The sequence below is a fragment of the Vibrio sp. 378 genome (genome assembly GCF_033339435.1).
Genome location: NZ_JAWOUO010000001.1, coordinates 275,513 through 298,576 on the forward strand (window position 1 = coordinate 275,513; position 23,064 = coordinate 298,576).

The window sequence follows — 23,064 nt, forward strand, 5'->3', positions numbered from 1 at the left end:
AGAGTAAGACCCACGATGATCTCAACTCTTCGTAATCAGCACTTTGCGGGAACTGGTAGAGACCCCCAAACCATATCATTGGGGTTATACGAAGCAAACGAGAGGGATTATACGCAAAAATATCGCTTTGGCTATACGCAAATAACCTAACTGTCATTAGTCACGGGTTTTCCTGTGAGCGAAACGACTATTTGCAAGTCACTTGAGTATAGAGGAGCCAGTTGTTTTTGCGTGTGTGAGAGGCACGTGTAATTAGAAGAGTAGTCTAAAAGAGTGGAGATTCGTTTGAGCAAAGGTAGGTGGCGGTACCTTGCACAACGATAAAGGCAGAGAAAGCACTAGAGAGCATTTATAGATCGAATAACTTATCAAATTCTCTTTGTTCCATGATGTCTTCTATGCGGCGTCGAGTTTTCTGCTTTACCGCCGCCGCGTTTTGTTCAGACTCTTTTTTGTCTTTTTCTGACTGCTTCTTACTTTTTCTAGCCATTGGATACCTTCCAAATTAGTTGCATTATCCATTAATGCATGAAAACTGAATCAGTTAACAGTAAAACTTCCTAACTTTGAACCTGAATCACAGAGAATAGTTCCAGATTGCGTTTTCTCACAATATTCAAAATCGATCATGAAGCTATGAGAAAGAAGTTTCGGTAATACGTGTCTTCGTAAAATATCACCATTTAATTGATGTATTTTAGCGTGCCAAGAGGTTTGAGGTTGTTCTAAATTAAATTCAATTTCTAACATTTATTCTCCTGTTTTTTAGTGATTTTCTCTTTGTTAAGTAATTGATACCAATGCCTTTGACGGCCAGTTCTTTTTGAGGACATGATTTTTCCTATAAATAATAAATTAAGCAGTACTATTCAGTTTATTTTAGATAGCACAAAGCAATGCCTAAAATTAGGCTGAGTGATTGATGAAAGAATATTTTTGAAGGAGAGAGGTTTGGTGCAGCATGGGCATGCTACACCAAGAAAAGCAGTCTTATAGAGGAGTTACTTCAGTCGCTTGAGGACCTTTTTTACCTTGCTCTACATTGAAGCTTACTTTCTGACCTTCAGTCAGTGTTTTGAAACCGTCAGAAACGATAGCGTTAAAGTGTACGAATACATCTTGGCCGCCGTTGTCTTGAGATAGAAAGCCGAAGCCTTTAGTTTCGTTAAACCATTTTACTGAACCAGTTACTTTAGACATAAAAATACCTTTGAATTAAACATAAAAATTATGATTTGTTTTGTGGATCTTTTCTAAGCTATTGAATGTTCAATCAAGAGGAAGTTGTACGCAGGTGTCTGAATTGGGGATTCAAGATTTTACTGAGAGGAAACTTAAACTAAATGTTGCATTAACAGCTCTCTTCTAAGAGCCAAGGCACACTATACACCTTGTTTAGAAAATAGCTACATTTATTTTAGATAAATTAAATGTGCTCATTATTAACTCGATAAATTGTATTGTTCGAAAAAGTTGAATAAGTAGAACGAATAGTATGGCTCATAATTTTAGCTCATCAACCTAAAATAGAACCTTATCGATAGCCATAGATTGAACATGCGATTTGCAAGCGGTCACAAAGATAAACTAGGAGAACTAGTATGAGTACATTCAGAGAAATTCGTCAGCTTATTCCTGCGCAACCTACTGCTGATGGTGATGGAGTGAAAATTCGCCGAGTAGCGGGTTTCAATCATGCTAGTTTTTCTCCATTTTTGATGATGGATGAACTCAAATCAGAAGACCGCGCTGATTATATCGGCGGTTTCCCTCCGCATCCGCACCGCGGTATCGAGACGCTTACTTATATGTTGAAAGGTCATTTCCAGCATCGTGATCATATGGATAATGTTGGCGAGCTTCGTTCTGGTGGTGCACAGTGGATGGCGGCAGGAAGAGGCGTCATCCATAGCGAAATGCCTATTATGAAGGAAGGCGAACTGCATGGTTTCCAAATTTGGATTAACCAGCCCGCGAAAAATAAGATGCAGCCAGCTCAATATCATGATTTTCAACCTGAAACGATTACTGAGTTTGATACTCCGAATACGGGGGTTGTACGTTTGATTGCGGGTCATATGACTATAAACAACGAACGAATTCAGGGGCCGCTAACAGAGACAGGTGTTGCTGCCACGGTAGCCGATTGGAGAGCGATGGGTGGTCAAGCTTTGAATTTGAACACGGATCAAGACAACAACATGATGCTCTATGTCTATAAAGGTCGTATTCAATTAAAAGGTCGTGAGATCAATCAAGGCGAAATGGCCATTTTATCGAAAGGTGAATGGGTTGAATTGCAGGCCGAAAAAGAGAGTGGTGCACTGATCTTTATAGGTGAGCCAATTAATGAACCCGTGGTGCATTATGGCCCTTTTGTCATGAATAGCATGGAAGAGATAGAACAAGCTATCCAAGACTACAACTCTGGGTTATTTGAAACTTACTAGTTTTGACTGCCTACTCGCTTTTTCAGTTAGCGAGCAAATTAAAACAGTTTTGAGCCTGAATATTGGGCTCGACCAGAAGCAAATACGATAATCCACTGCCACGAATTTGCGTTAGCCACGTTTAATCCACGTGGCTTTTTTCTACTTCTGACTCCAGCGTATGATGGCTTCCTTTCCTGCTTCAATTCCTAACTCATAAGCATGACGCAGTGGTGCTGGCGATCGACTCAGCCGTTTCAACTTGAATGTTTCAGGAGGACACACTTGAATGATTTCGATACCAGGTGGTGGGTTGTTGATCAGCGCTAAGGTCTGATTGTAGCGAACTTCACGTGTCAACATCGGTTCAATTAATCCGGGCGTTTCTTTCAACATCCTCCTAGTTAGGGCGCTGAATCTTCCTCTTGGCTTTTGATAGCTTGCGGGCTGACTGCGTAAAACCATAATCTTTTTGGCTCCTCGATTTATTGCTTCTGCAACAGGAAGTGCGTCTGAGACGCCACCATCAACGTATTGAATTCCGTTCAGTGATACGCCATTTCGGTAAAGTACAGGCAGTGCGCTGCTGGCTTTCATTGTTTCTGCCAAGTCGTCGACATCAGGAAGGTGGTACTCCGCTTGCCCATTGTCTTGACGCGTCACGCCTAAAAAGAAAGGTCGTGAATCAGCTTTGAGCGCAGATTTATCGATGCCAAGTTCTTCGAGGGTGACATTCCACATCCAGTCTAAGTTCATCATATCACCACCACGTAGAAGTTGAGATGGAGAGATAAATTCTTTTCTTAAGCTGTAATCGAGGTAGATTTTTAAGTTACGTCCGGGCATTTTAGCTAAGTAGGCAGCCAAGTTGCTAGCACCCGCAGACACTCCCCAAAAGCTATCAAATGGAGAGAACTCGCTAGCAAGAAAATGATCGAGTATGCCGCATGAAAATACGCCTCGCATGGCTCCACCTTCGACAATCAATGCTCGAGAGCCTACTTTTTCCATCACTTCGCTCCACTCTTTATCAATCGGATAATAGCGTGCAGCTTAACGCATAATGGTTTTATACCCAAGTGGGCCAAAGGTCTAGGTTGCGTTCCTTTGAATAAAAAGGGCATCAACGGATGCCCTTGTCACTTTTAGCCTATGGAATTGCGGATAATTGAGTCGCTAATTTAGTGAAGGAGACCGAGCCAATTAGCCCCCTTACATAGAGCCATACCTGTAGTCCCATACTGATCGTTGTTGGAATAGTTTGATGATCACTTGTTAAATAGGCATACAAACACTATCCAGAGCGTTGTAAGCAAAAGTAATGGGGTGAATACTTTCTGGATAGAAGCGCCATCAGTTAAATTGTAAATTTTGATGGATTCATTATAGAACGCTCGTTTGAATTCTTTGAAGCTAATGTCGCTCTTCGCATGCGACTGTTCATAGTGCTGGTGCGCAGCGTCCGATAGCTGGTATTCCAAGTCTTGGAGCTCGTACTCCTTGTTAAAAAACGCATCCCAAGCCGAAAGGCGGGCTATCGTTTTAGGAGATGGATCCCCATTTAGTTTCTCTAGACGTTTAGCATAAGCTGCTTGATATTTATCCACGGTATATTCCTGTCTGAATAGACGTTGAGTTAGAACATATGTAAAAAAGAAAAATAAGTAATAAAAGGTTTTTTACGTTCTATACCTGTGATAAATGCTAAAAATTTCAATGCTCTAGCACTCCGATGTCGCAAATGATATTGATGGAATTGCTCTGCGACAAATAAAATAATTACTCTAGATAACAACGAATTTTTGTTGTTTTTTTAAAAAACTGATCATGAGATTGAGTGGGGATTTTTACCGAGAAGAATTTCGCTACTGTAACTGTCTATATTTACTCAAAAAGAGAAAATCTTAGAAGCTTTCTTTGATTGACGTGAGATATTTTAGGTCGAAAAGCATTAATTTTGGCTATGCTTATAGTTCGTCTTTTTTGTTGTTGAACTCTACTTCGAGGGGGAAAGAACCCATATTTCGAGCATAGGATAGCTCGCTTTTTCGTTACGTCGTTCTTGGAGTTTGAATCAGTGACGACGCTATGAGTCTAGCATCTTGAACTCACTTGGGTGTATTGATTAATTATAAAAGTAAAGCAGTGCTGAGCTAGGATAAACTTCAACGTAAAGGTGACGGTATGAATATACAATCAGCCATTATTGAATATGCGATAGCGATTATAGGCTTACTTTTGACGGGCGTTACCCTCTGAGCATGACTGCCCAGAGGATAGAAAGCGCATTAGCTTTTTGCTAACGATTGATGTTGTATCGAGCCATTGCAGCTTCTTCTGACGATACAACCGTTTTACCAATTGGTGCGAGTGAAATAACCGCTAGCTTGAGGTGTTGGAGCGCAAACGGAATGCCGATTATGGTGACAAAGCATGCTGCGGCAGAAAGTACGTGACCGATAGCTAACCAAAGGCCTGCAAATACAAACCAAAGGACGTTACCAATAACGCCGAGCGGACTCGTGCCAATGTCCATTTCATTGGTCAATTCATCGCGTGAGATGGCCTCTTTACCGAATGGGAAAAAGGAAAAATTACCCATAACGATACACGCACGCCCCCAAGGTATTCCGATGATGCTAATAAAGGCCAAAATACCAAAAAACCACCATAGCAACCCCATAAATACGCCACCAAATACAAACCAAATGATGTTACCAAGTGTTCTCATTCTATTTCCTTTATTCTTGAATGTGATGATTCAGATACCTGAGAGCACCGTAAAACAAATCTAAACCGTCTGTTTTGTCGATGTGTGCTTTTGTGCCCTCATTCACCTGATTGATAGAATAATCGCCGTAGTCTTAACAGAGAATGAATGCCTTCCTTAATGCAAGTCTTTTTAGTATAGAGCGTAATACTCAATCAAGCATATAGCCAAGAATCGCATTATCTAGAGACAACTTTCTCGAGATATTGACAAATTTGCTCTGCCAATCGATGGCTGGCAATGTTGCGTGTTACTACTTCATCAGCAATATTTCCAGACTCAACGACGCCAAACCAATCGAGCAACATCGAATGGAAACCTTTACTCGTCAGCATTGGCGTCCAGTCTTTCAAATTGATTTTTTGCTCTTGGTTAGCTTGCCATAGTTTGCCTTCAACGAAGGAGTCGAACTCAACTGCCTTGTTTGCATAACAAGCTTGAACGCGCTCTGTAGTGATACCGAAGTGGCGATTCATCGAGGCGTGGAGCAAAGTATCTCCATGTTGCCACTGAATATCTAAACGCGCCAACTGACCACCTTCAAGTTGATGAGTTACATAAGCATCTTTTAGATCGGCTTTGGCTGTGACGTTAACGCTGTCTAATGGGTGAATAAAATCATCAAATATAAAGGTACGAACATCCCCCGGTAGTTGGTGACGGTTCTTTTCCCAGCGTAGCGACTTTAAGTCATATATGTTGCCTTGCTGCACTTGTGGCATATGTTGGTTGTAAAGTGGAATGTGACGACGGTTAAAGCCCACATAGAGTGGCTGTCTCTCTTTTTCGGCAATGTCGTACAGCTTTTCCACGTCATCAGCACTGTTAGCTAATGGTTTGTCGACAAAGGTTGGAATTCCATGCTGCAGAAAAAATGCCGCTATTTGAGGGTGTACGCTTGTTGCCGCATGAATCATGACGGCATCGACGCCAAAGTGTAGAAGTTGCTGGTAGTCTTGGCAGATCTCTGAGATTCGATACTGCTTAGCCAGGCTCTCAAGTGTGTTTGGGTTGCGGGTACAAAATACAAGTTCGATATTTGGAAGCTGAGTGATAACAGGAAGGTACGCTTTCTGAGCGATATCCCCTAGACCAATAATACCAATTTTCATCCTAGTCCTTATCTCGATGTATGGATCGCGGACTGTCAGTATAACGCTTGGCGTGGCGATGAGTTTAAATACCTTGTTAGAAAAAGCCTGGTTCACACTTTGAGCCAGGCTTTATTGAATGATTTAGGAAACGGCTCGGCAGGCTTTGAATATATCTAACTTGCTATCGTAGGCTTGAGTTTGTACATCCATAATGCCTAATAAAGAGTGGAACACGTTATCATGTGAGTATTGGCCTGCATTCTGTGCTTGTTTATACAAACAGTCGGTATTGATCTGCTTCGCTTGTTTAAAGCCCGAAGACAGCCACATAATCAAAGGAACACGTTTTTGGAAATCTGGTGCAAGGCCATAAGGCATACCATGTAAGAACAATCCGTTTTCGCCTAGTGACTCACCGTGATCCGATATGTAAATTAGCGCGGTATTATACTCAGACTCTAACGCTTTAAGTTTTTTGATGGTTTCTGCCAATACAAGATCGGTGTAGCGTATTGTATTGTCATATGTGTTCACTATTTGTTCGATGCTACAGTTTTCGATGTCTGCACGTGGACAGTCTGGTTTAAAGAAGGCGTTGTCTCTTGGGTAACGCTGAAAGTAGGTCGGACCGTGGCTTCCTATAAGGTGCATGGCGACCACTCGGTTACCGTGCATATCCGCGACTTCCTGATCAAAATGATCTAATAGCGCCATGTCGTAACAAGTTTGGCCATTACACATAGGGTTTACTTGCTTTCGATCCACTTCAATTTTCTTGATCTTGTGGGCTACTTCTTTATCCCCACCGTCATTTTCTTTCCAAATGAGGTCAACCCCAGCGCGCAGCATTATATCGAGAGCATTGTCCTGGTTATCCGCTTTGGTGCGTTCAAACTCGTTTCGCGTGAGCTGTGAAAACATACAAGGCACAGATACAGCAGTCGCGGTGCCACAAGATGCTACGTCTTGAAATGAGATAACATCCAATTTACTAGTATAAGGATTTGTCTCTCGTGTATAGCCATTGAGTTGGTAGTTCTGCGTTCGAGCGGTTTCTCCTACGACAAAAACCAGTAGTGTAGGTTTGCGCTGTGCTTGCTGTACGGCGCTATCTGACTGCTTTGCATCTGTGCCGATTTCTCGATATGGCTCTGGCGTGGTGAAATATTTCTCCTTCACATACCCGGTCGCGCTGTAAACGAACTGGGTGGGTATGATGATTTTTTTTAGGTGGCTATTGTTGCGCCCTACAGATGCGTAGTCTTGATAGTACACGCTGGCAATGACGGCGATGACAGCTAGCGACGACAGCATCGATACTAATTTGGTAACAGAGAAGTACAGTAATTGGTGACGTTGAGATTGCAGCTTGACCTTAAAGATAATTATCGCTGGGATAACTCCCATAATCAGCGTCCAAATTACAGAGTGAGCACTCAGGTAAGAACTCGCCTCGCTCGAATCGGTTTCAACAATATTGGCAATCATTCCAGAATCGAAAAGTGTGCCATAGTTATAGCTTGCGTAGCTCACCATACTTGAAACAATGATTAAAATTATAAAGAACGGCTTGCCGATCCAAGGCCAACTAAATAAATTAAAAAGGAAATTGAGCGCGGCAAGAAAGAAAATTGGTATTGTGATAATAAATCCAATCTTGACATTATCTAAGTGTGTAAAGATGCCGATCAGTTCTTTATAAATAGGGATGTTTACGACGAGAGCGAAATACAGCGCCAACAGGAAAGTAAAGGTAATGTAAGAGATACCTCTCTGTTGTAAATCATGTGTCTTCATAATGAGTGTCTTGAATAAAAATTAGAGCAAGAACGAAGCCCAAATAAAAAGGGCAAGAGTTAACGCAACAAATACTGCTGCTGAACCAATATCTTTGGCTCTACCACTGAGCTCGTGCCAGTCATCGCTAACACGGTCGACAACCGCTTCTACGGCGGAATTAATGAGTTCGACGATCAATACCAAGAACAGGCTACTGATCATCAGCACTCTTTCGTATGTGGTGACAGGAAGGAAAAAAGCACAGACGGAAAGCACCAAGGCGAGAATCAATTCTTGTCTAAAAGCGGCTTCGTGTGTCCATGCGGCTTTCAATCCTTGAAATGAATAGCCGGTCGCATCCATGACACGGCGTATACCTGTTTTACCTGGCTTCAAAATATGACCTTACTATTTAAGCATTGGGATGGAACACATATCCCAGAGAGGTAACGAGATTAATCGTTACAGCGTGAAACATTTGTGAATAGAATCCATCGCGCGATAATTTAAGAAAAGTGCTTATTTAATCAAGATCGTAGACGGTATAGCCTTTGTTCTGGAGACATTTACGCAATACGAGAGATTGGGTTTTGGTTGAATCATTTGTTCCACTCAAAGCACCAGCTCCAGCTCCTACAGCACCGCCGGCAGCAGCACCGACAGCCGCTCCACCTAATCCGTCTTCTAGCGCACCAGCAGCTGCGCCGATCAATGCGCCTGTAACTGCCCCATTAGTGGCTTCAGATTTCGCTGCCTCTGATTTGTCGACATTTTCTGCATAGCCTTGGCAGTAAAGAAAGTCTTGTTCATATGTACTAGGGTCAACATTGGTCATGTCGACGACAGGTTTTTGGTTGTAGGCGCAAGCTGTAAGCGTAGAAGTAAGCGCCATAATCAGGATAAAAGATTTATACATGAGTACTATCCATTTAGTGTGTGAATCTTATGGATTAAATGTACGCTGTTTTATTGTTGGGCTCTGTCGCTTGAGTGTATTGAAGTGTCGTCTTCTGTAAACGGGGTAGGAAGGTTAAGTTAACTGTCTGATTTTTTGAGGCTAAGTGTGAAGCAAGCTCCTCCAAGTGGGCTATGGCAAATCGAAACTTCTCCACGTTGAAGCTCCATTATCTGTCTGACAATCGCCAAACCGAGCCCAAACCCGCTCGTCTTTTTGTTGCGAGATTCATCCGCGCTGTAAAATGGTTCGAATAGATGAGGCCAATGCTTTTCTTCAATACCTATGCCATCATCATGAACATTGATGAAGCAGCGGTGCTGATCGTGTTTTATCTCCACTAAAATCTGCTTATCTGCGTACCGCATTGCATTGCGCAGCAAGTTATCTAAGGCTCGCTTTAACAATTTTGGGTCAGCAAACGCGAGAACGTTTTCTGAGTTTACTTCTTGAAGCGAGATAGCGAGCGTAGTCTCTTTTTGCCATCTCTGTCGTAATTCTTTGACTAAGTTGAATAGGACGACTTCTTCTTGAGTTTGTAATGCTGTGTCAGGACGCTCCATCTTTGCGTAGTAAAGCAATTCTTCAACCATTTCTTCCATCTCGTCAATGTCTTCGACGATACTGTAAACATACTTTTTCTGTTGTTCAGTTAAGGTTGAATCCGATAACAAATCTGCTTGCCATTGTAAGCGGAAGATTGGGGTACGCAATTCATGTGCAACGGCGTTAGTTAGCATTGTATTGCTAGTGATCAAGCGAGATACTTTATCGGCCATCGTGTTAAAGCTTTTGTTTAACGTCCCAACAGACTTAGCGCTTGAGGTACTAGCTCGAGCCTTGAAGTTACCTGAGGCAAACTCAACGGTCACTCTCTCTAGCTCTCGAATCCGACGGCTTAAGAACCAGATCAACAATATGCAATACAGAGCAAATCCAGCTAAAAAGAACAACCAAACGATATTGTCATCAAAGTTGGCAGCTTTAACCACAGGGCTATTCGGATTATCGCTCATTTTAAAGATAGGCGTGCTCGCATCTAGGCGGAACCAGATATCCCTTTCTTCATCGTAAGCGACGTTAACGGAGGTATCATTTTCAAACGCCTTTTTGATGTCTGTTGGAAGCTCTTCAAGCGTATGAGGCACCAACAAACGGTGGCTTGATGTGGCAAATTGTTCCAACTGTTGTTGAGTATATTCTAATCCGTGTTCTTTATAGATAGGGTAGATCAGATCGTGAAAAGCTTGACCCTCATGCTCTTGTAACAGGTAGTCATAATCTGTGTTGATCTCATAAACTAAGAACTCGTATCCCCACAAGCTAGCCATAAACAGAATGATAAGGCCAACAAAGCTTTCCAGATAAATCCGTCTCATTATTCATTCCATGCATCAGGCATAAATAGGTAGCCTTTGCCGCGAACGGTAATGATTTTTTGTGGTGAGCAAGAAGCATCGCCTAGCTTCTTTCTCAGTGTCACTATGCGATTATCAATGGTGCGGTCTGTTCCATCGTATTCAATACCACGCAGTGTTTTGGTCAGCCACTCGCGTGATAGTGTTTTTTCAGCATGCGTTGCAAGAACCCACAACAAATCGAACTCGCCGTCTGTCAGCGCAATTTCTTCTTGGTTCATTACGCACGATTTACGCAATCGGTTTAAACACAGAACACCAATTTGTAGGCCGTTTTCGGACTCGGTAGGCGCCGCCTCTTTTCTTCTTAATAGCATGCGAATACGAGCCAGCAATACGCGAGGTTTGATGGGTTTAGTAACAAAGTCATCTGCGCCTATTTCTAATGCGGCGACATGATCGAAGTCATCATCACTTGCTGTTAGCATCAACACTTTGCCTTTGTAGCATTCTCGGATTTGACGACATACACTCAGACCATCTTGTCCGGGTAGCATCAAATCTAACAGCACCACGTCTGGTTGTGTGTCAATAATCGCATTAGGTGCGTCCGTCCCATTGTCGATACATTTGACCTGAAAACCTTGTTCAACAAAATACTCTCCCAACATAGTTTGTAATTTGGGATCGTCTTCCACAATGATTAGAGATGGTTTGATTTGTTGTGCGTTCATTTAAGTGATGTATACAATATTTAATATCAATGGAACTTAAACAAATTTACGAATTATTTCAAATAAAGCTTTCTCAGAATAAGGTTATCGGATGAGTTAATTGGATAAAATTGCCAATTAATGATTTAAATCTAATCACTAATCACATTTCGAGAGATGTAAAAAGGCGCAACGTTTGCGCCTAGATATGGAATCTTAAAGCGAAATTACCGCTTATTCGGTGGTACACACGACGCTGTTGTCGCTGCCAAAAACATTTGGAACGTAAGCATCAGCTTGTGGGTCATTTTCCCACTTCGCATCATCGAGCAAGTAACGGAACTGAACATTCTGCGCTTTAGGTAAGCGGGTTTTAAATTTAAACTGACGACTTTTCTTCACTAATTTCATCGGTTCTGGCTGCCAGTTGTTAAAGTCTCCAGCAATTTGGACAGAGTCCCACTGATCTTTATCTAGCTCGAACGTGACTTCGACTTCATCTTTTGTCTTAAAGAATCTCTTTTTAAGCATTGATCTTTCCTTGTTCGTACAAAAACTGTTCTAACTATTACTCGTGTTTCATAATGATTTCAAGTTTTATCGAATTGTTGCTGGTATCTGATGAGGGGAGTATCCGAACGGTGAATAGCTCGTTGTGCTGGTTTCGTGTACTGAGGGATCGTTAGAGAGAAAATTCACTAGTCTAAAATGGTCAAAAAACAGAGTTTGTTAGCGAGCCGAGAGTCCGTATCTTGAAGTCAAACCGTTATCATGTATTATCTTAAATCACCATTTTCCTTGATGTAGCTATGTTGAAGTTTAACCGTACATTGTTGACTGCGATAGTTTGCTTAGTTGCTATGCTTTTGAGTAGTGTCGCTCCTGTGGCGCAGGCTTCCGCTCCGATGAAAACAATTGAAGTACGCGATCTTATTGTTCAACAGGCTGCTCTACACAAACAACTTGGCGTCAATGACGACTGCGTAGAATCACATCACGATGAGTCAGCCATCAATAAGGCACAACAATCTCACACGAGTTGTAGCTCTTCCTGCATGGTCAAAATCCCCGCCAACTTATCTCAAAACGACTTACTGCTTCTTCCTTATAGCCTTGCTTTGATTGATAGGCCTCTAGTCGAAAAAGTAGTGACAGTGATCACCAAGCTTTATCGTCCTCCGATTGTTTAATTCCTCATCTCAAATTACTTGGGGTTTACCCCTTCTTACCAAATGAAATGATTTGGCATTTGAATGCCACAAGGAAATAAACAATGAAAAAACTACTTGCCTTATGTAGTGCACTTTTACTGACTTTTACCGCTCATGCAGCGCAATTTGAAGAAGGGAAGCACTACAAAGTTCTGGATGTTAAGAAAGCATCGAAACCTGTTGTGACGGAATTCTTTTCTTTTTATTGCCCACATTGCTACAAGTTTGAGTCGCTTATTGAGCGTTTAAAACCTGCTCTGCCAAAAGAGGCAAAGTTTGAAAAGGTACATGTGGGGTTCATGGGCGGAGATATGGCGATTCCGATGGCCAAGTCCTACGCGACGATGGTGTCGCTCGGGGTTGAAGATACAATGATTCCTGCCATGTTTGCCCAAATTCATCAAAAGCGACAAGCGCCAAAAGACGAAGCTGAGCTGAAACAACTCTTCGTTGATAATGGCGTAGAAGGTAAGAAGTTTGATGCGGCTTACAACAGTTTCGCCGTAAACTCAATGCAGAAAGGTTTTGATAAGCAATTTTCTGCCAGCACGTTAAGAGGGGTTCCGGGTGTGGTTGTGAACAATAAATACATTGTTTTGGCCAACGAAATTCGTACTTACGACGAGTACAATCAATTAGTTAATTACTTATTGACGCTGTAACTGTAAATAGCATTGATGCTTAAAAATGGCGACGGTAGAGTCGCCATTTTTTATGCTTATCACACTCGTATTATCTAAGAACGCTTGTACATGCTTGAGTCGGAACACTAGTCATAAATATGGCATGCGGATAAAACAAGCTAGCAGCAGTGATTGCAACATTACATGGCTGAGCAATCGTGGTTTTAATCACATTGGTAAGCACGGCACCTGTATTATTTACTGTTTGAGCGGCGGCTTGTTGTGCCTGGTAAGACACGCAACCTGTCGTTGCATTGATCATCGCAGTGCTAAACAAAAGTTTGCGAAAAAACATATTCATATCCTTTGTGAATGCTTTGAATTACTTATATGTGGATTGATTCATAAATGAAACGAAACAGTGTTCAAAATATGTGTGCATTCACGAAATGAACATTGTTTTATAAAAAGACGTTTTTTTGTGATCTTAGTACTGGACAGACCAGGTTATGAAACTAAAGCCAATCCGTGCATTACGATTACGCCGAAGGTCAGTTTGCTCCTCATTCCTTGATATCCCTTGGGCTCGGCGTCTTGTTCGACTTTCCTCACGAGCTTTTCTGCATACCAAACAGCAAGGTACCCAATTGCTAAGAGTAGGGTTGCGACTGCGTAATGTTTGTGGCCCTGCAGTAATGCGCCCCAAGCCAGTAAGACAAAAAGGTTGCTGAGAATTAATATATTTCGGCTAAGGCGATGGTAGTAATGCTCAATGCCATTACCCCAAAGGATGCCGGATAAAAAACTTAATATAACGGCGCTATATGCGATGAAAAATTGCTGACCACTTAAATTGAAGAGTGAGATGTCAGTGAAAATCAGCCCTAAACTAAACACAAATGGAACCAGGCCTAAGTAACCGAGTTGTAGCATGGTTGAGCGTGTTGTCATGGTCGTCACCTTATAATTGTTGCTCTATCATATTGGTAAGCGTAGTACTTGTCGGTGATGTGGAGCTTGGAAAAGTAGCAATAACTTTACCTTCAGAGCTAATTAGAAACTTGTAGAAGTTCCATTTTGGTTTTATGCCTGCTTGGTTAGTAATCTGGTTGAAGACTGGGTTCGCATCTACACCTAATACTGAAGAGCGAGCCATCATTGGAAAGGTTACCCCGTAATCGAGATAACAGACTTTCGCTGTGTTTGTTTCGCTTCCTCTATCTTGTCGAAAGTCATTGCTCGGGAAACCGATAACGGTGAAGTTTTGGTCTTTGTAAGTTTGATAGAGGGTTTCTAACTGTTCGAACTGAGGAGTGAAGCCGCACTGGCTTGCTGTATTGACGATTAGTAGTGTCTTTCCCTTAAAGCTTTCGCATAGATCGACTTCTTCCGTTGAGTTTAACAACCTTTGCTTACCTTGAAGAATATCAGGGCACTCAGATGCAAGAGCAAGCGAATTCATGGAGAGAAAGCTAACGAGAGCGGCGAGTGTCAGTAATTCTTTCATGGTGTTGTTCCCCTTGTTTTCAATAAGTATAACTACTCAAGTGCAAAGAGGATCGATCAAAAAAGCCGCACAAATGCGCGGCTTTTTTCAAGAGCTGAGATCTGACTATGCCAGTTTCAACTCGAACTGGTTCAGGTACATTACCATGTCTTCAATCGTCAGTACCGGCATGTTGTGCAGGCGACCGAATGCTACGATCTCCGGTGCCTTTGCCATCGTGCCATCTGGATTGGTCACTTCACACAGTACGCCAGCGGGTTGAAGCCCTGCCATTTGCATCAGATCAATCGTACCTTCTGTGTGACCACGGCGAGTCATTACACCACCTGGACGTGCGCGCAGAGGGAATACGTGACCCGGGCGAGCAAGATCTTCCGGTTTTGCGTGCGGGTTTGCCGCCGTTTTAATGGTCGTTACGCGGTCTGCTGCTGAAACACCCGTTGTTACACCAACTTTAGCTTCAATAGAAACCGTAAATGCGGTTTGGTTTGCGCTGTTGTTGTTTACCACCATTGGAGGCAGTTCCAGTTTGTCTGCTTGAGCATCTGTTAAGCACAAACAAACGATGCCGCTACATTCGCGGATCATCAATGCCATTTGCTCGTTAGTGAGGTGCTCGACTGAATAAATGATATCGCCTTCGTTTTCGCGATCTTCATCATCAAGAAGCAGTACGCCACGGCCTTCTTTTAAAGCGATAAGTGCGTTTTCAACGCGAGTAATTGGGTCGCCGAATTCGGCAAGTAGTGATGACTGATTCATGGTTAACTCCTAAATTTCACCAGAATCAGGGCGGTATGAGAGATCGCCGTAAAATACGATCAAAAAGAAGTGCACCGGCATTTTTAGCGATCTGACTCGCTATGCTGGTGTATTCTTATTCTCTTTCATCCGGACTATAACCGTCGGCTCTGGCATCTCACCAGATCTGCTGACCTCGACGAATCGAGCGCTCGCGGGCTCACTTGAAAAAGTATACCGCCGGTGGGGAATTTCGCCCCGCCCTGAGAACAATTAAAAATGTGCCACTTCATTCAAGTTGTGAAGAAGTGGAGCTAGGATAGTACTGCGAACTGAATAGCTTGGAAAGTCGATTCCATCTGTATGATGGAAAAGTGTGCTATCGACGGAAATAATCTGTGCGAATAAAGTGATCAATCTGCTGCGGCACGAAGGTGTTGTAAATCAGGCTCGTATGCGTTTGCTTCACTTCGATATGATCTTGCATACCGTCCAGTCTTGTCTCTTCTACGGTAACCGTACCGTCCGACATGGTGTTGTCATTACGGATCAACAATGGGCGGGCACCAATCGGTACCGTTCCTGCGATACTGCCGAGTTTTTGCGGAAAAGCCCACGCATCATCATGTCTGTTTAATCCGTGGTGTGGCGAATTGCCTAAAATTGCACCCAACCCGAGATCTTGAATCCGACCTACTATGGACGCGCCTTTAAGAGGTGAACCGATAGCGACAACATGAGAGATTAAGTTAGTGCTCGGTTTTCTGTTGGCGAGATAGCGCTTAATCATCAAGCCTCCCAAGCTGTGTCCCACGAGCACGTTTGTGGTCAGTGGATTAAGCGAATGATCAATAGAATCAAACAGTGAAGACTCATCGATAGCAACGGTGTTATAGCTGAGTACTTGCGTTTCGTATCCGAGTTTTCTCAGCTTTTGGCTAAGAGGCTGCATGACCAGCCCATGCATATAAAGACCATGTAAGATGATGATTTTCATAATACCTCCTAGATTTATGACGTCGTAGATATCCTACTCTAATTGACAAGAAACTACTTGTGCTTTGTGGTGCATATTTACGTTTTGCTGCAAAGTTTGACTGCTGTAGCAAGCGACTCAGCCCAGTAAATCCTGTACTTGTTGTTGCAATTGATGACGATTTAAAGACGCAGGACTTAACACTTCACCGATAACAACATCCACTTTTGACCAAAAACGAGTCGGTCGTTTTGTGAGAGCATGTCCGCCTTTGTGGCTGAAAAAAGAACCCCAAAGCCCTTTTAACGCCATAGGGATGACAGGAACAGGGTTACGTTCAAGGATTTTCTCTACACCAGGGCGAAACTCACCCAATTGACCGTTAGACGTTAAACGACCCTCAGGGAAGATACAGACAACCTCACCGTCGTTAAGTGCTTGTTCAATCTGTTCAAATGCTCGTCGGTAAGTGTCGGCACACTTACGTGGAGAACAGATCGGGATAACACCGGCATGACGGAATACATATTTAAGAACAGGTAGCTCGCTGATGGATTTGTCCATCACAAAACGAACCGGGCGAGTAGAGGTTCCCATCAAAATCAATGCATCGACATAGCTAACATGGTTAGCCACGATTAACGCAGCACCTTGTTCAGGAATATGTTGGCGCCCCTTTACGGACACACGATACATACAATGGCTGAGTAAATAACTGATAAAGCGTTGTGTGAATTCCGGTACTTGACGATAGACATAGATTGCCACGAAGAAGTTACCTATTGCCATCATGACAAACAGTTCCACAATAGAAAGCTCTAGTACGCTGAGTACAACGATCGAAACCAAAGCAGACACCACCATAAACAACGCATTCATGATGTTGTTAGCAGCAATGGCACGTGCACACTCCCCTTTGTTTGAACGCGATTGGATGAACGCATAAAGAGGAACAATAAAGACACCGCCGCTTACACCAACAAGGAACAGGTCAATCATGACGCGTAGATGTTTTGATTCAGCAACGAAGCTTTGAACATCATAAAAGTGCACCGGAAGTGATGGATAACTTGGGACTGCCCATAGCAAGTCGACGCCAAAGACTGTCAGACCAAGGATACCGAATGGCAAAATACCAAGCTCAACGTGGTTGAAAGAGAGCTTTTCACACAACCAAGAGCCTGTCGCGATACCAATGGAAAACAATGCCAACAGTAAAGAAACGACAGTGCTATCTGCGAACAAATGTTCGCGTGCGAAGTTAGGGAATTGAGTTAGGTAAGTCGCACCCATGAACCAGAACCAACTGATGGCAAGAATAGACATCCAGATGCCTCTCTGCTTTTTTGCCACTTTTAACGTGTTCTTTAAACCAGAAATCGGTTCAAATTTCGCTTTGTCATTTGATTGGCTAGGCATCGCTGGAATATTCACGCTGCTCATGAACCCAAGCAAAGACAAGGCAATCACGGTACAAGAAGCAATCAAGGTACCATTAGGAATGGCTAGCAGCAGGCCTGCGCTAAGCGTACCTATAAGAATCGAAAGAAACGTGCCCATTTCAACCCAAGCATTTCCTTTAACAAGCTCATTTGGTTTGAGCGCTTGTGGTAGTAAGGCGTATTTCACGGGGCCAAAATAGGCCGATTGAGTGCCTGTCATAAACAGCAGAACCAGCATCAGCATGGCACTTTGGGTGGCAATAGCGGTTGCTGCGCAAGACATGATAGCCAGCTCGATGAGCTTTAGACGTCGGATTAATTTGGCTTTGTCCATGCTGTCAGCGACGGCACCAGCATGCGCTGAGAATAGAAAGAAAGGTAGGATGAATAAGCCGGCCGCCAAATTAACGAATAGATTGACGGATATTGGTAGGTTATCAATTTGGCTGTATGTCACCATCAATAACAGAACGTTTTTGTAGATGTTGTCATTGAGTGCGCCAAGGCATTGTGTCACAAAGTAAGGAAAAAAGCGTTTTGAGAAAAACATACGGGCCCCGATTAAACAAAGTCGAATGAGATGGGAGCACTTTATGCTCAATGAACGATTAAACCAGCTTTCTCTTTCAAGTGACGTTGTATGCCACCAAAAGTAACGAAATTCGTTACTTTTATTTCCATTTGTTTATTGAGTTACTAATTGCGAGACTTCTGCGTAGGTTTTCTTTCCCATGGTTCAAACAGAGGGAACGTCCAACGACGCATCGCAATAATCACAGAGGTGCCGTGTTTTTCGTCCATATCGAGAGAGCTATCACTTTGGCAAGCCTGATAAAACTCATCGATGACCTTTTGCAGTTTCTGTTGTAGCTTCTTGTTGGTTGGTACACTCATCAATCCTGTTGCCATGGAGAACTTTTCATCTTCACCAGAAAAGTAGCTTTGGAAAAAGGCGTCTTGAACTTGCTGTTGGAAGAACCGTTGAATAGGGCCGCCCATCTGCCACTTAAATGTCGGAGATATACGCAAACGAATTTTGTTATTTGGCTGCAAGTCGATGATGTTCAGCCGATCCAAATGAGCAAGCTTTTGCACCAGTTCCAACTCATTGAAGGTATATTGCTGAACGATTTGTTCAAACTGATAGCCATTTACAACACAGATCGCCACGAGCAGCAGGGCTTTATCGTAAACCAGCTGCTTTTCTTGCTCTAACGTTAGCGACTCTAGACCTTTATTGTGCGCAGCCGCGAGCTTAAATAGTTCCGCCATTTCTAAACCAATCAATTGGCAAATTCGTTCTAAGCGCTCAAGGCTAATGTGCTGACCTTCAGCGAGTAAACGTTTGACGCTTCCTTCACTTAAATTAAGGTGTTGTGCAACATCCGCATAATGCAGCCCAGCTAACTTTAGTTGGCGTTTAAGCTCTTTAATTAACGTATAGCTTTCTGACATTTACGCTGTTACCTCGTCGTGTAACTGCTCTAGGTACGTTTGCATAAAGGTTTTGCGTTTTTGCGCTTCGCGTCTCGCTGACTCCGTGTTCATGGTTTCAGCGATTTTGAATAACTTGGTTTGAAAGTGATCCAGAGTGAATTGTTTATCGTTAAGTTCACGTTCTTCGGCAAATATATCGCTGTCGTTGTAAAGTTGCGCGTTAAATTGAGTGCTGACTTGAATGCATCGCGTCACGCCAATTGCGCCTAAAGCGTCCAGACGGTCGGCATCTTGGACGATTTTGGCTTCTAACGTATTTGGCCTGATGTTGGCGCTAAAGCTGTGTGCCTCTATCGCATGAGCAATGGCATCATGATATTGCTGCGGATAATCGATACTCTCTAAAAATGCGACCGCTTTTTTGGCTGCGATGATTGAGCTCTCTTTGCGATTTGGGTGATCTTTCGGGTAAGTAAAGCAATCATGCAAATAGGCAGCCGGTAATACAATCGCGATGTCTGCATTTTCTTCCTTGCAGAGCTGTTTCGCTGTTTTGACCACGCGTTTTACGTGTTTAAGATCATGAGCTGCATCTACTTGCATCTCTTGCTGCATAAATTCCAAAAATTGCGGTTCTATCTGGCTTAATGACGTCATGGTTCATATCTACAACTAAAATGAAGTCAGAAGTATGCCCAACGCTTAGAATAATTTCCAAGTGCGATGGTGTAATTGAGATTCAGCCACCAGAACCTTGTGCAACGTTTGGTACTGAGCCGTTTTATATGGCCTTTCAATGTGTTCAGCGGTTTATGAGACAAGAATAGACAGAGCGAGCAGTGATGTTTACCAGTAGAAAAAAGGCCTGACGATGTCGTCAGGCCTTGCTCGTTTCGCCGATCTTTTTAGCGTTTGAACGTTACTTGCTCTGCTTGTTCAAGATGAATATGAGTCGTCGCAGGCTGTGTTTCTGCAATCACTTTACCGTGACGAACAGAGTAGCGAACCGGCACTTGGCGACGTACTGCGTCAAAACCATTTTCTGCGGGAAGAATCAGTAAACTACCTGGTTTGCCTTCTTCAATGCCGTGCTTGTCTTGAATGTTCAGTGTACGTGCTGAATTGGTGCTGATCAGATCCAGTGAGTTGTTGATTTGGTCGTAACCCATCACCTGACACACGTGCAGACCCATATGCAGCACTTGCAGCATGTTTGCAGTGCCTAGTGGGTACCAAGGGTCAAATACATCATCGTGTCCAAAGCAGACGTTGATGTTGGCATTCAGCATCTCTTTCACTCGTGTTACGCCGCGACGTTTTGGGTAATCATCAAAACGGCCTTGTAAGTGAATGTTCACCAATGGATTTGCCACGAAGTTGATACCGGACATGCGTAATAAACGGAACAGGCGAGATGCGTATGCACCGTTGTAGGAACCCATCGCTGTGGTGTGACTGGCCGTGACTTTATTCCCCATATCAAACTTGTGCGCTAATGCTGCCAGTGTTTCAACGAAGCGAGATTGTTCGTCATCGATTTCATCACAATGCACGTCGATCAGGCGGTCGTATTTTTGCGCTAACTCGAATACGTAGTGCAGCGATTCAATGCCATATTCGCGTGTGAATTCAAAGTGTGGAATCGCGCCAATCACGTCCGCACCTAATTTGACGGCTTCTTCTAGCAGCTCTTTGCCATTTGGGTAAGAGAGAATTCCTTCCTGCGGGAAGGCGACGATTTGGATATCTACCCATTCTTTCATCTCTTCACGCACTTCTACCATCGCTTTTAGGGCAATTAGGGTAGGGTCTGAAACATCGACGTGGGTACGAACGTGTTGTACGCCGTTTGCTATCTGCCATTTTAAGGTTTGTTTTGCGCGCGCTTTCACGTCTTCAATCGACAGCATTTCTTTGCGCTCAGCCCAACGTTCAATACCCTCAAACAATGTGCCAGAGATGTTCCAGCTTGGCTCACCTGCGGTTTGAGTTGTATCTAAGTGAATGTGTGGCTCGCAGAAAGGCGCAACCGCCATACCGCCTTCAGCATCGATGATGTCACCGTTATGACTAAGCTCCACATCGTTGCTTTCAATGCGCTTGAATTGACCATCTTCAATCAAAATTTGCTGCAGACCTTCTTGTCCTTTTAGCGTTACGTTTTTGATCAGTAGTGTTGTCATGATGGTTCCTTACGCTGGCTGTGTAGCCAGTGCTTTTTTGTTGAGAATAGGATTAAGAATCAGGAAGCTAATTGCGCCGCCAAGTACAGCGTTAATCGGCACTACGCCAGGCAGGAAGTGTCCCGCACCAACGCCAATCACGACAGCGATAATGCCAGCCCAGTTAACGTTTTGGAATTGGGCGGCTTCAAAGTTTGCGTAGCGTTTACGGTTCGTGAAGAAGTCAGCGATGATCACACCGCCAATCGGTGGAATTGCCAAAGATAAGAAGGTCAGCCAGCCAACAAAGTTATTGTAGAGCCAGAGAGCGCAAAGTGTGCCAACAAGACCGTTCGCCATTGAGATGTATTTACTTGGTAAGCCTGTGATGTTGGAAAATCCAAGACCCGATGCGTAGAGCGCGTTGTCGTTGGTCGTCCAGATGTTCAAGCCAAGAACGATGATAGCTGGAATAAGAAGACCTTGCGCGATCATCACTTCAGAAATGTCTGATTGACCCGTCACCGACGCACCTGCCGCGCCAAAGATAAACATTAACGAGTTACCGATGAAAAACGCCACCATGGTGATCATCACGGCGCTGCGCGGCTTTCTACCAAAGCGTACGAAATCCGCCGTTAATGTACCAGCACTGACAAAAGAGCCGACAACCATCGCGAGAGCTATTGAAAAATCGAGTGGCTCGGTTGGTTGAACCTGTTGTAGTTCGCTTATACCGCCAACACTATTTACTGCCTCGATGACAGAGTAGCCGCCAAGTAGCGCAATGGCAGGAACGGCAATTGCTGACAACACCATCAGTGCGGAGATGCCAAAGTAAACGGTCGCGGTCATGAGCAAACCGGAGACGAGGATCAAAGTATTGGTATCGATGCCCGTTGCTTTGTGCACCGGAATCGCAAACATCGCGACACCAACTCCAAACCACCCAACTTGAGTACCGCCAAGAAGAGCAGAAGGAAGCCAAGAGCCTTTAGAGCCAAAAGAGAAACGAGCAAGAAGGTGAGTAGAGAGACCAGTAGAAGCGCCGATGTAACCGAGGAAAGAAGTGTAAATACCGAGGATTAGGTTACCGATGAGAACAGCGAGGAAAAAATCATTAAAGGAGAGCCCAGTACCGAGAGAACCCCCAGTCCACATACTTGCGGAGAAAAAAGTGAGTCCTAACATCACCATTGTAAGTGACGCCACGCCTTTTCTGGCCGTGTTAGGAACTGGTCCAAGACTGTAGTTATTGTCTCCAGCCATTATTACCTCCGCACATTGAAATATTAAATTATAGCACCTGATTTTCAGGCAAACGGCGCGTATTATCGTGATGTAAATTTAATAGTCAATGATAAAATTGCAATTTAAACGTTTGCTTTGTTTTTGATGTGTATTTTTTCTTTTAATAACAATGGTTTGATTTTTAAATTCTAAAGGTGGAAATTTTGATTTTACGTATTTTCTATGATTTATAGACAGGTTTTCTATGTGAAATGAATGTTTTGAATTGCTATTTGTTTTTATGGATTAAATTTATCTATAACTCTGGATTGTTCAGTCGATTTCTATGAAAAGAAAACGATTTCATGATGAGGTTTTTGGTTTGGACGTTATTTGTTCTTTTCTTGGGTGTGTTTTCTTGGTTTTATTTTATGTAGGTGATTTATTTTTGTTGAAGCTGGCATTTCTAATGGTTTAGTGGGCGAATATTTGAATTTTATAAACAGTAAACAATCTGTTGTGGGTAAGAAAAGTACAACCGAGCTCGGTCAGAGGATAAGAGGGCAATAGCCACATAAAAAAATAGCCAACCGCAAAGAGTTCGATTGGCTTATATACATGTGAACAAAATCAAGTT

Annotated in this window: 26 protein-coding genes and 2 riboswitches; of the genes, 3 read left to right on the top strand and 23 right to left on the bottom strand. The window is 43.2% G+C overall.

Features of this window, described 5'->3' with window-relative positions; genetic code table 11:
- Positions 1 to 12: 12 nt before the first annotated feature.
- Positions 13 to 112, bottom strand: a riboswitch (purine riboswitch).
- A 237-nt stretch (positions 113 to 349) separates the two neighbouring features.
- From R7Q48_RS01280 to R7Q48_RS01290, 3 genes are all read right to left on the bottom strand, one after another.
- Positions 350 to 490 carry a PA3496 family putative envelope integrity protein gene (locus tag R7Q48_RS01280; RefSeq protein WP_017633782.1) on the bottom strand — a complete coding sequence of 47 codons (141 nt, stop codon included), beginning with the start codon at positions 488 to 490 and terminating at the stop codon, positions 350 to 352.
- 50 nt (positions 491 to 540) lie between these two features.
- Positions 541 to 750, bottom strand: a complete 210-nt coding sequence (locus R7Q48_RS01285) for a hypothetical protein (RefSeq protein ID WP_053304560.1) — start codon at positions 748 to 750, stop codon at positions 541 to 543.
- Positions 751 to 990: 240 nt separating this feature from the next.
- A complete protein-coding gene (locus R7Q48_RS01290; RefSeq protein ID WP_005373691.1) occupies positions 991 to 1,200 on the bottom strand; it encodes a cold-shock protein in 210 nt (69 codons plus the stop codon).
- Between the two features lie 401 nt (positions 1,201 to 1,601).
- Here R7Q48_RS01290 and R7Q48_RS01295 point away from each other — a divergent pair, with 401 nt between their 5' ends.
- Positions 1,602 to 2,450 carry a pirin family protein gene (locus tag R7Q48_RS01295; protein ID WP_017635146.1) on the top strand — a complete coding sequence of 283 codons (849 nt, stop codon included), beginning with the start codon at positions 1,602 to 1,604 and terminating at the stop codon, positions 2,448 to 2,450.
- Positions 2,451 to 2,591: 141 nt separating this feature from the next.
- On the opposite strand, the gene R7Q48_RS01300 is transcribed toward R7Q48_RS01295, so the two are convergent.
- The 10 genes from R7Q48_RS01300 to R7Q48_RS01345 form a co-directional block, all read right to left on the bottom strand.
- Positions 2,592 to 3,440 carry a patatin family protein gene (locus R7Q48_RS01300; protein ID WP_154204228.1) on the bottom strand — a complete coding sequence of 283 codons (849 nt, stop codon included), beginning with the start codon at positions 3,438 to 3,440 and terminating at the stop codon, positions 2,592 to 2,594.
- A 257-nt stretch (positions 3,441 to 3,697) separates the two neighbouring features.
- Positions 3,698 to 4,036, bottom strand: coding sequence for a hypothetical protein (locus R7Q48_RS01305; RefSeq protein WP_017635147.1), 339 nt, complete (start codon positions 4,034 to 4,036; stop codon positions 3,698 to 3,700).
- Between the two features lie 692 nt (positions 4,037 to 4,728).
- Positions 4,729 to 5,160, bottom strand: coding sequence for a YccF domain-containing protein (locus R7Q48_RS01310; RefSeq protein ID WP_005373685.1), 432 nt, complete (start codon positions 5,158 to 5,160; stop codon positions 4,729 to 4,731).
- A gap of 218 nt (positions 5,161 to 5,378) precedes the next feature.
- Positions 5,379 to 6,311, bottom strand: coding sequence for a Gfo/Idh/MocA family protein (locus R7Q48_RS01315; RefSeq protein WP_042522689.1), 933 nt, complete (start codon positions 6,309 to 6,311; stop codon positions 5,379 to 5,381).
- A gap of 123 nt (positions 6,312 to 6,434) precedes the next feature.
- Positions 6,435 to 8,090, bottom strand: coding sequence for a phosphoethanolamine--lipid A transferase (locus R7Q48_RS01320; RefSeq protein WP_318132119.1), 1,656 nt, complete (start codon positions 8,088 to 8,090; stop codon positions 6,435 to 6,437).
- Positions 8,091 to 8,111: 21 nt separating this feature from the next.
- Positions 8,112 to 8,468, bottom strand: coding sequence for a diacylglycerol kinase (locus R7Q48_RS01325; RefSeq protein ID WP_017635149.1), 357 nt, complete (start codon positions 8,466 to 8,468; stop codon positions 8,112 to 8,114).
- Positions 8,469 to 8,595: 127 nt separating this feature from the next.
- Positions 8,596 to 8,988, bottom strand: a complete 393-nt coding sequence (locus R7Q48_RS01330) for a glycine zipper family protein (protein WP_005373677.1) — start codon at positions 8,986 to 8,988, stop codon at positions 8,596 to 8,598.
- Positions 8,989 to 9,107: 119 nt separating this feature from the next.
- Positions 9,108 to 10,406 carry an ATP-binding protein gene (locus R7Q48_RS01335; protein WP_213867599.1) on the bottom strand — a complete coding sequence of 433 codons (1,299 nt, stop codon included), beginning with the start codon at positions 10,404 to 10,406 and terminating at the stop codon, positions 9,108 to 9,110.
- Complete coding sequence (locus tag R7Q48_RS01340; RefSeq protein ID WP_005373673.1) at positions 10,406 to 11,119, bottom strand: response regulator; 714 nt, start codon at positions 11,117 to 11,119, stop codon at positions 10,406 to 10,408. The genes R7Q48_RS01335 and R7Q48_RS01340 overlap by 1 nt, the downstream gene beginning before the upstream one ends.
- Positions 11,120 to 11,332: 213 nt before the next feature.
- On the bottom strand, positions 11,333 to 11,629 hold the full coding sequence (locus R7Q48_RS01345) for an isoamylase early set domain-containing protein (RefSeq protein ID WP_017635151.1): 297 nt from the start codon (positions 11,627 to 11,629) through the stop codon (positions 11,333 to 11,335).
- 278 nt (positions 11,630 to 11,907) lie between these two features.
- Here R7Q48_RS01345 and R7Q48_RS01350 point away from each other — a divergent pair, with 278 nt between their 5' ends.
- Entirely contained in the window at positions 11,908 to 12,288 is a 381-nt protein-coding gene (locus R7Q48_RS01350) for a hypothetical protein (protein WP_005373669.1), read from the top strand.
- A gap of 83 nt (positions 12,289 to 12,371) precedes the next feature.
- Positions 12,372 to 12,971: a thiol:disulfide interchange protein DsbA/DsbL gene (locus R7Q48_RS01355; RefSeq protein WP_005373667.1), complete on the top strand. Its 600-nt coding sequence runs from the start codon at positions 12,372 to 12,374 to the stop codon at positions 12,969 to 12,971.
- A gap of 70 nt (positions 12,972 to 13,041) precedes the next feature.
- Here R7Q48_RS01355 and R7Q48_RS01360 read toward each other — a convergent pair whose 3' ends face one another.
- From R7Q48_RS01360 to codB, 10 genes are all read right to left on the bottom strand, one after another.
- Positions 13,042 to 13,287, bottom strand: coding sequence for a hypothetical protein (locus tag R7Q48_RS01360; protein ID WP_005373664.1), 246 nt, complete (start codon positions 13,285 to 13,287; stop codon positions 13,042 to 13,044).
- Between the two features lie 152 nt (positions 13,288 to 13,439).
- Positions 13,440 to 13,883: a DUF3429 domain-containing protein gene (locus R7Q48_RS01365; RefSeq protein ID WP_005396352.1), complete on the bottom strand. Its 444-nt coding sequence runs from the start codon at positions 13,881 to 13,883 to the stop codon at positions 13,440 to 13,442.
- Between the two features lie 10 nt (positions 13,884 to 13,893).
- Positions 13,894 to 14,439, bottom strand: a complete 546-nt coding sequence (locus R7Q48_RS01370; RefSeq protein ID WP_256902783.1) for a glutathione peroxidase — start codon at positions 14,437 to 14,439, stop codon at positions 13,894 to 13,896.
- A 105-nt stretch (positions 14,440 to 14,544) separates the two neighbouring features.
- A complete protein-coding gene (ribB, locus tag R7Q48_RS01375) occupies positions 14,545 to 15,201 on the bottom strand; it encodes a 3,4-dihydroxy-2-butanone-4-phosphate synthase (RefSeq protein WP_005373655.1) in 657 nt (218 codons plus the stop codon).
- A gap of 113 nt (positions 15,202 to 15,314) precedes the next feature.
- A riboswitch (FMN riboswitch) is annotated at positions 15,315 to 15,455 on the bottom strand.
- A 104-nt stretch (positions 15,456 to 15,559) separates the two neighbouring features.
- Positions 15,560 to 16,177 carry a triacylglycerol lipase gene (locus tag R7Q48_RS01380; protein ID WP_256902782.1) on the bottom strand — a complete coding sequence of 206 codons (618 nt, stop codon included), beginning with the start codon at positions 16,175 to 16,177 and terminating at the stop codon, positions 15,560 to 15,562.
- Positions 16,178 to 16,294: 117 nt separating this feature from the next.
- Complete coding sequence (locus tag R7Q48_RS01385) at positions 16,295 to 18,148, bottom strand: MFS transporter (RefSeq protein ID WP_104976243.1); 1,854 nt, start codon at positions 18,146 to 18,148, stop codon at positions 16,295 to 16,297.
- A 146-nt stretch (positions 18,149 to 18,294) separates the two neighbouring features.
- A complete protein-coding gene (locus R7Q48_RS01390; RefSeq protein ID WP_256902781.1) occupies positions 18,295 to 19,053 on the bottom strand; it encodes a helix-turn-helix domain-containing protein in 759 nt (252 codons plus the stop codon).
- Entirely contained in the window at positions 19,054 to 19,692 is a 639-nt protein-coding gene (locus tag R7Q48_RS01395; RefSeq protein ID WP_017819864.1) for an HD domain-containing protein, read from the bottom strand. It abuts the gene before it with no gap.
- A gap of 248 nt (positions 19,693 to 19,940) precedes the next feature.
- On the bottom strand, positions 19,941 to 21,218 hold the full coding sequence (locus R7Q48_RS01400; RefSeq protein ID WP_025767946.1) for a cytosine deaminase: 1,278 nt from the start codon (positions 21,216 to 21,218) through the stop codon (positions 19,941 to 19,943).
- A gap of 9 nt (positions 21,219 to 21,227) precedes the next feature.
- A complete protein-coding gene (gene codB, locus R7Q48_RS01405) occupies positions 21,228 to 22,466 on the bottom strand; it encodes a cytosine permease (protein WP_213867603.1) in 1,239 nt (412 codons plus the stop codon).
- Positions 22,467 to 23,064 lie beyond the last annotated feature (598 nt).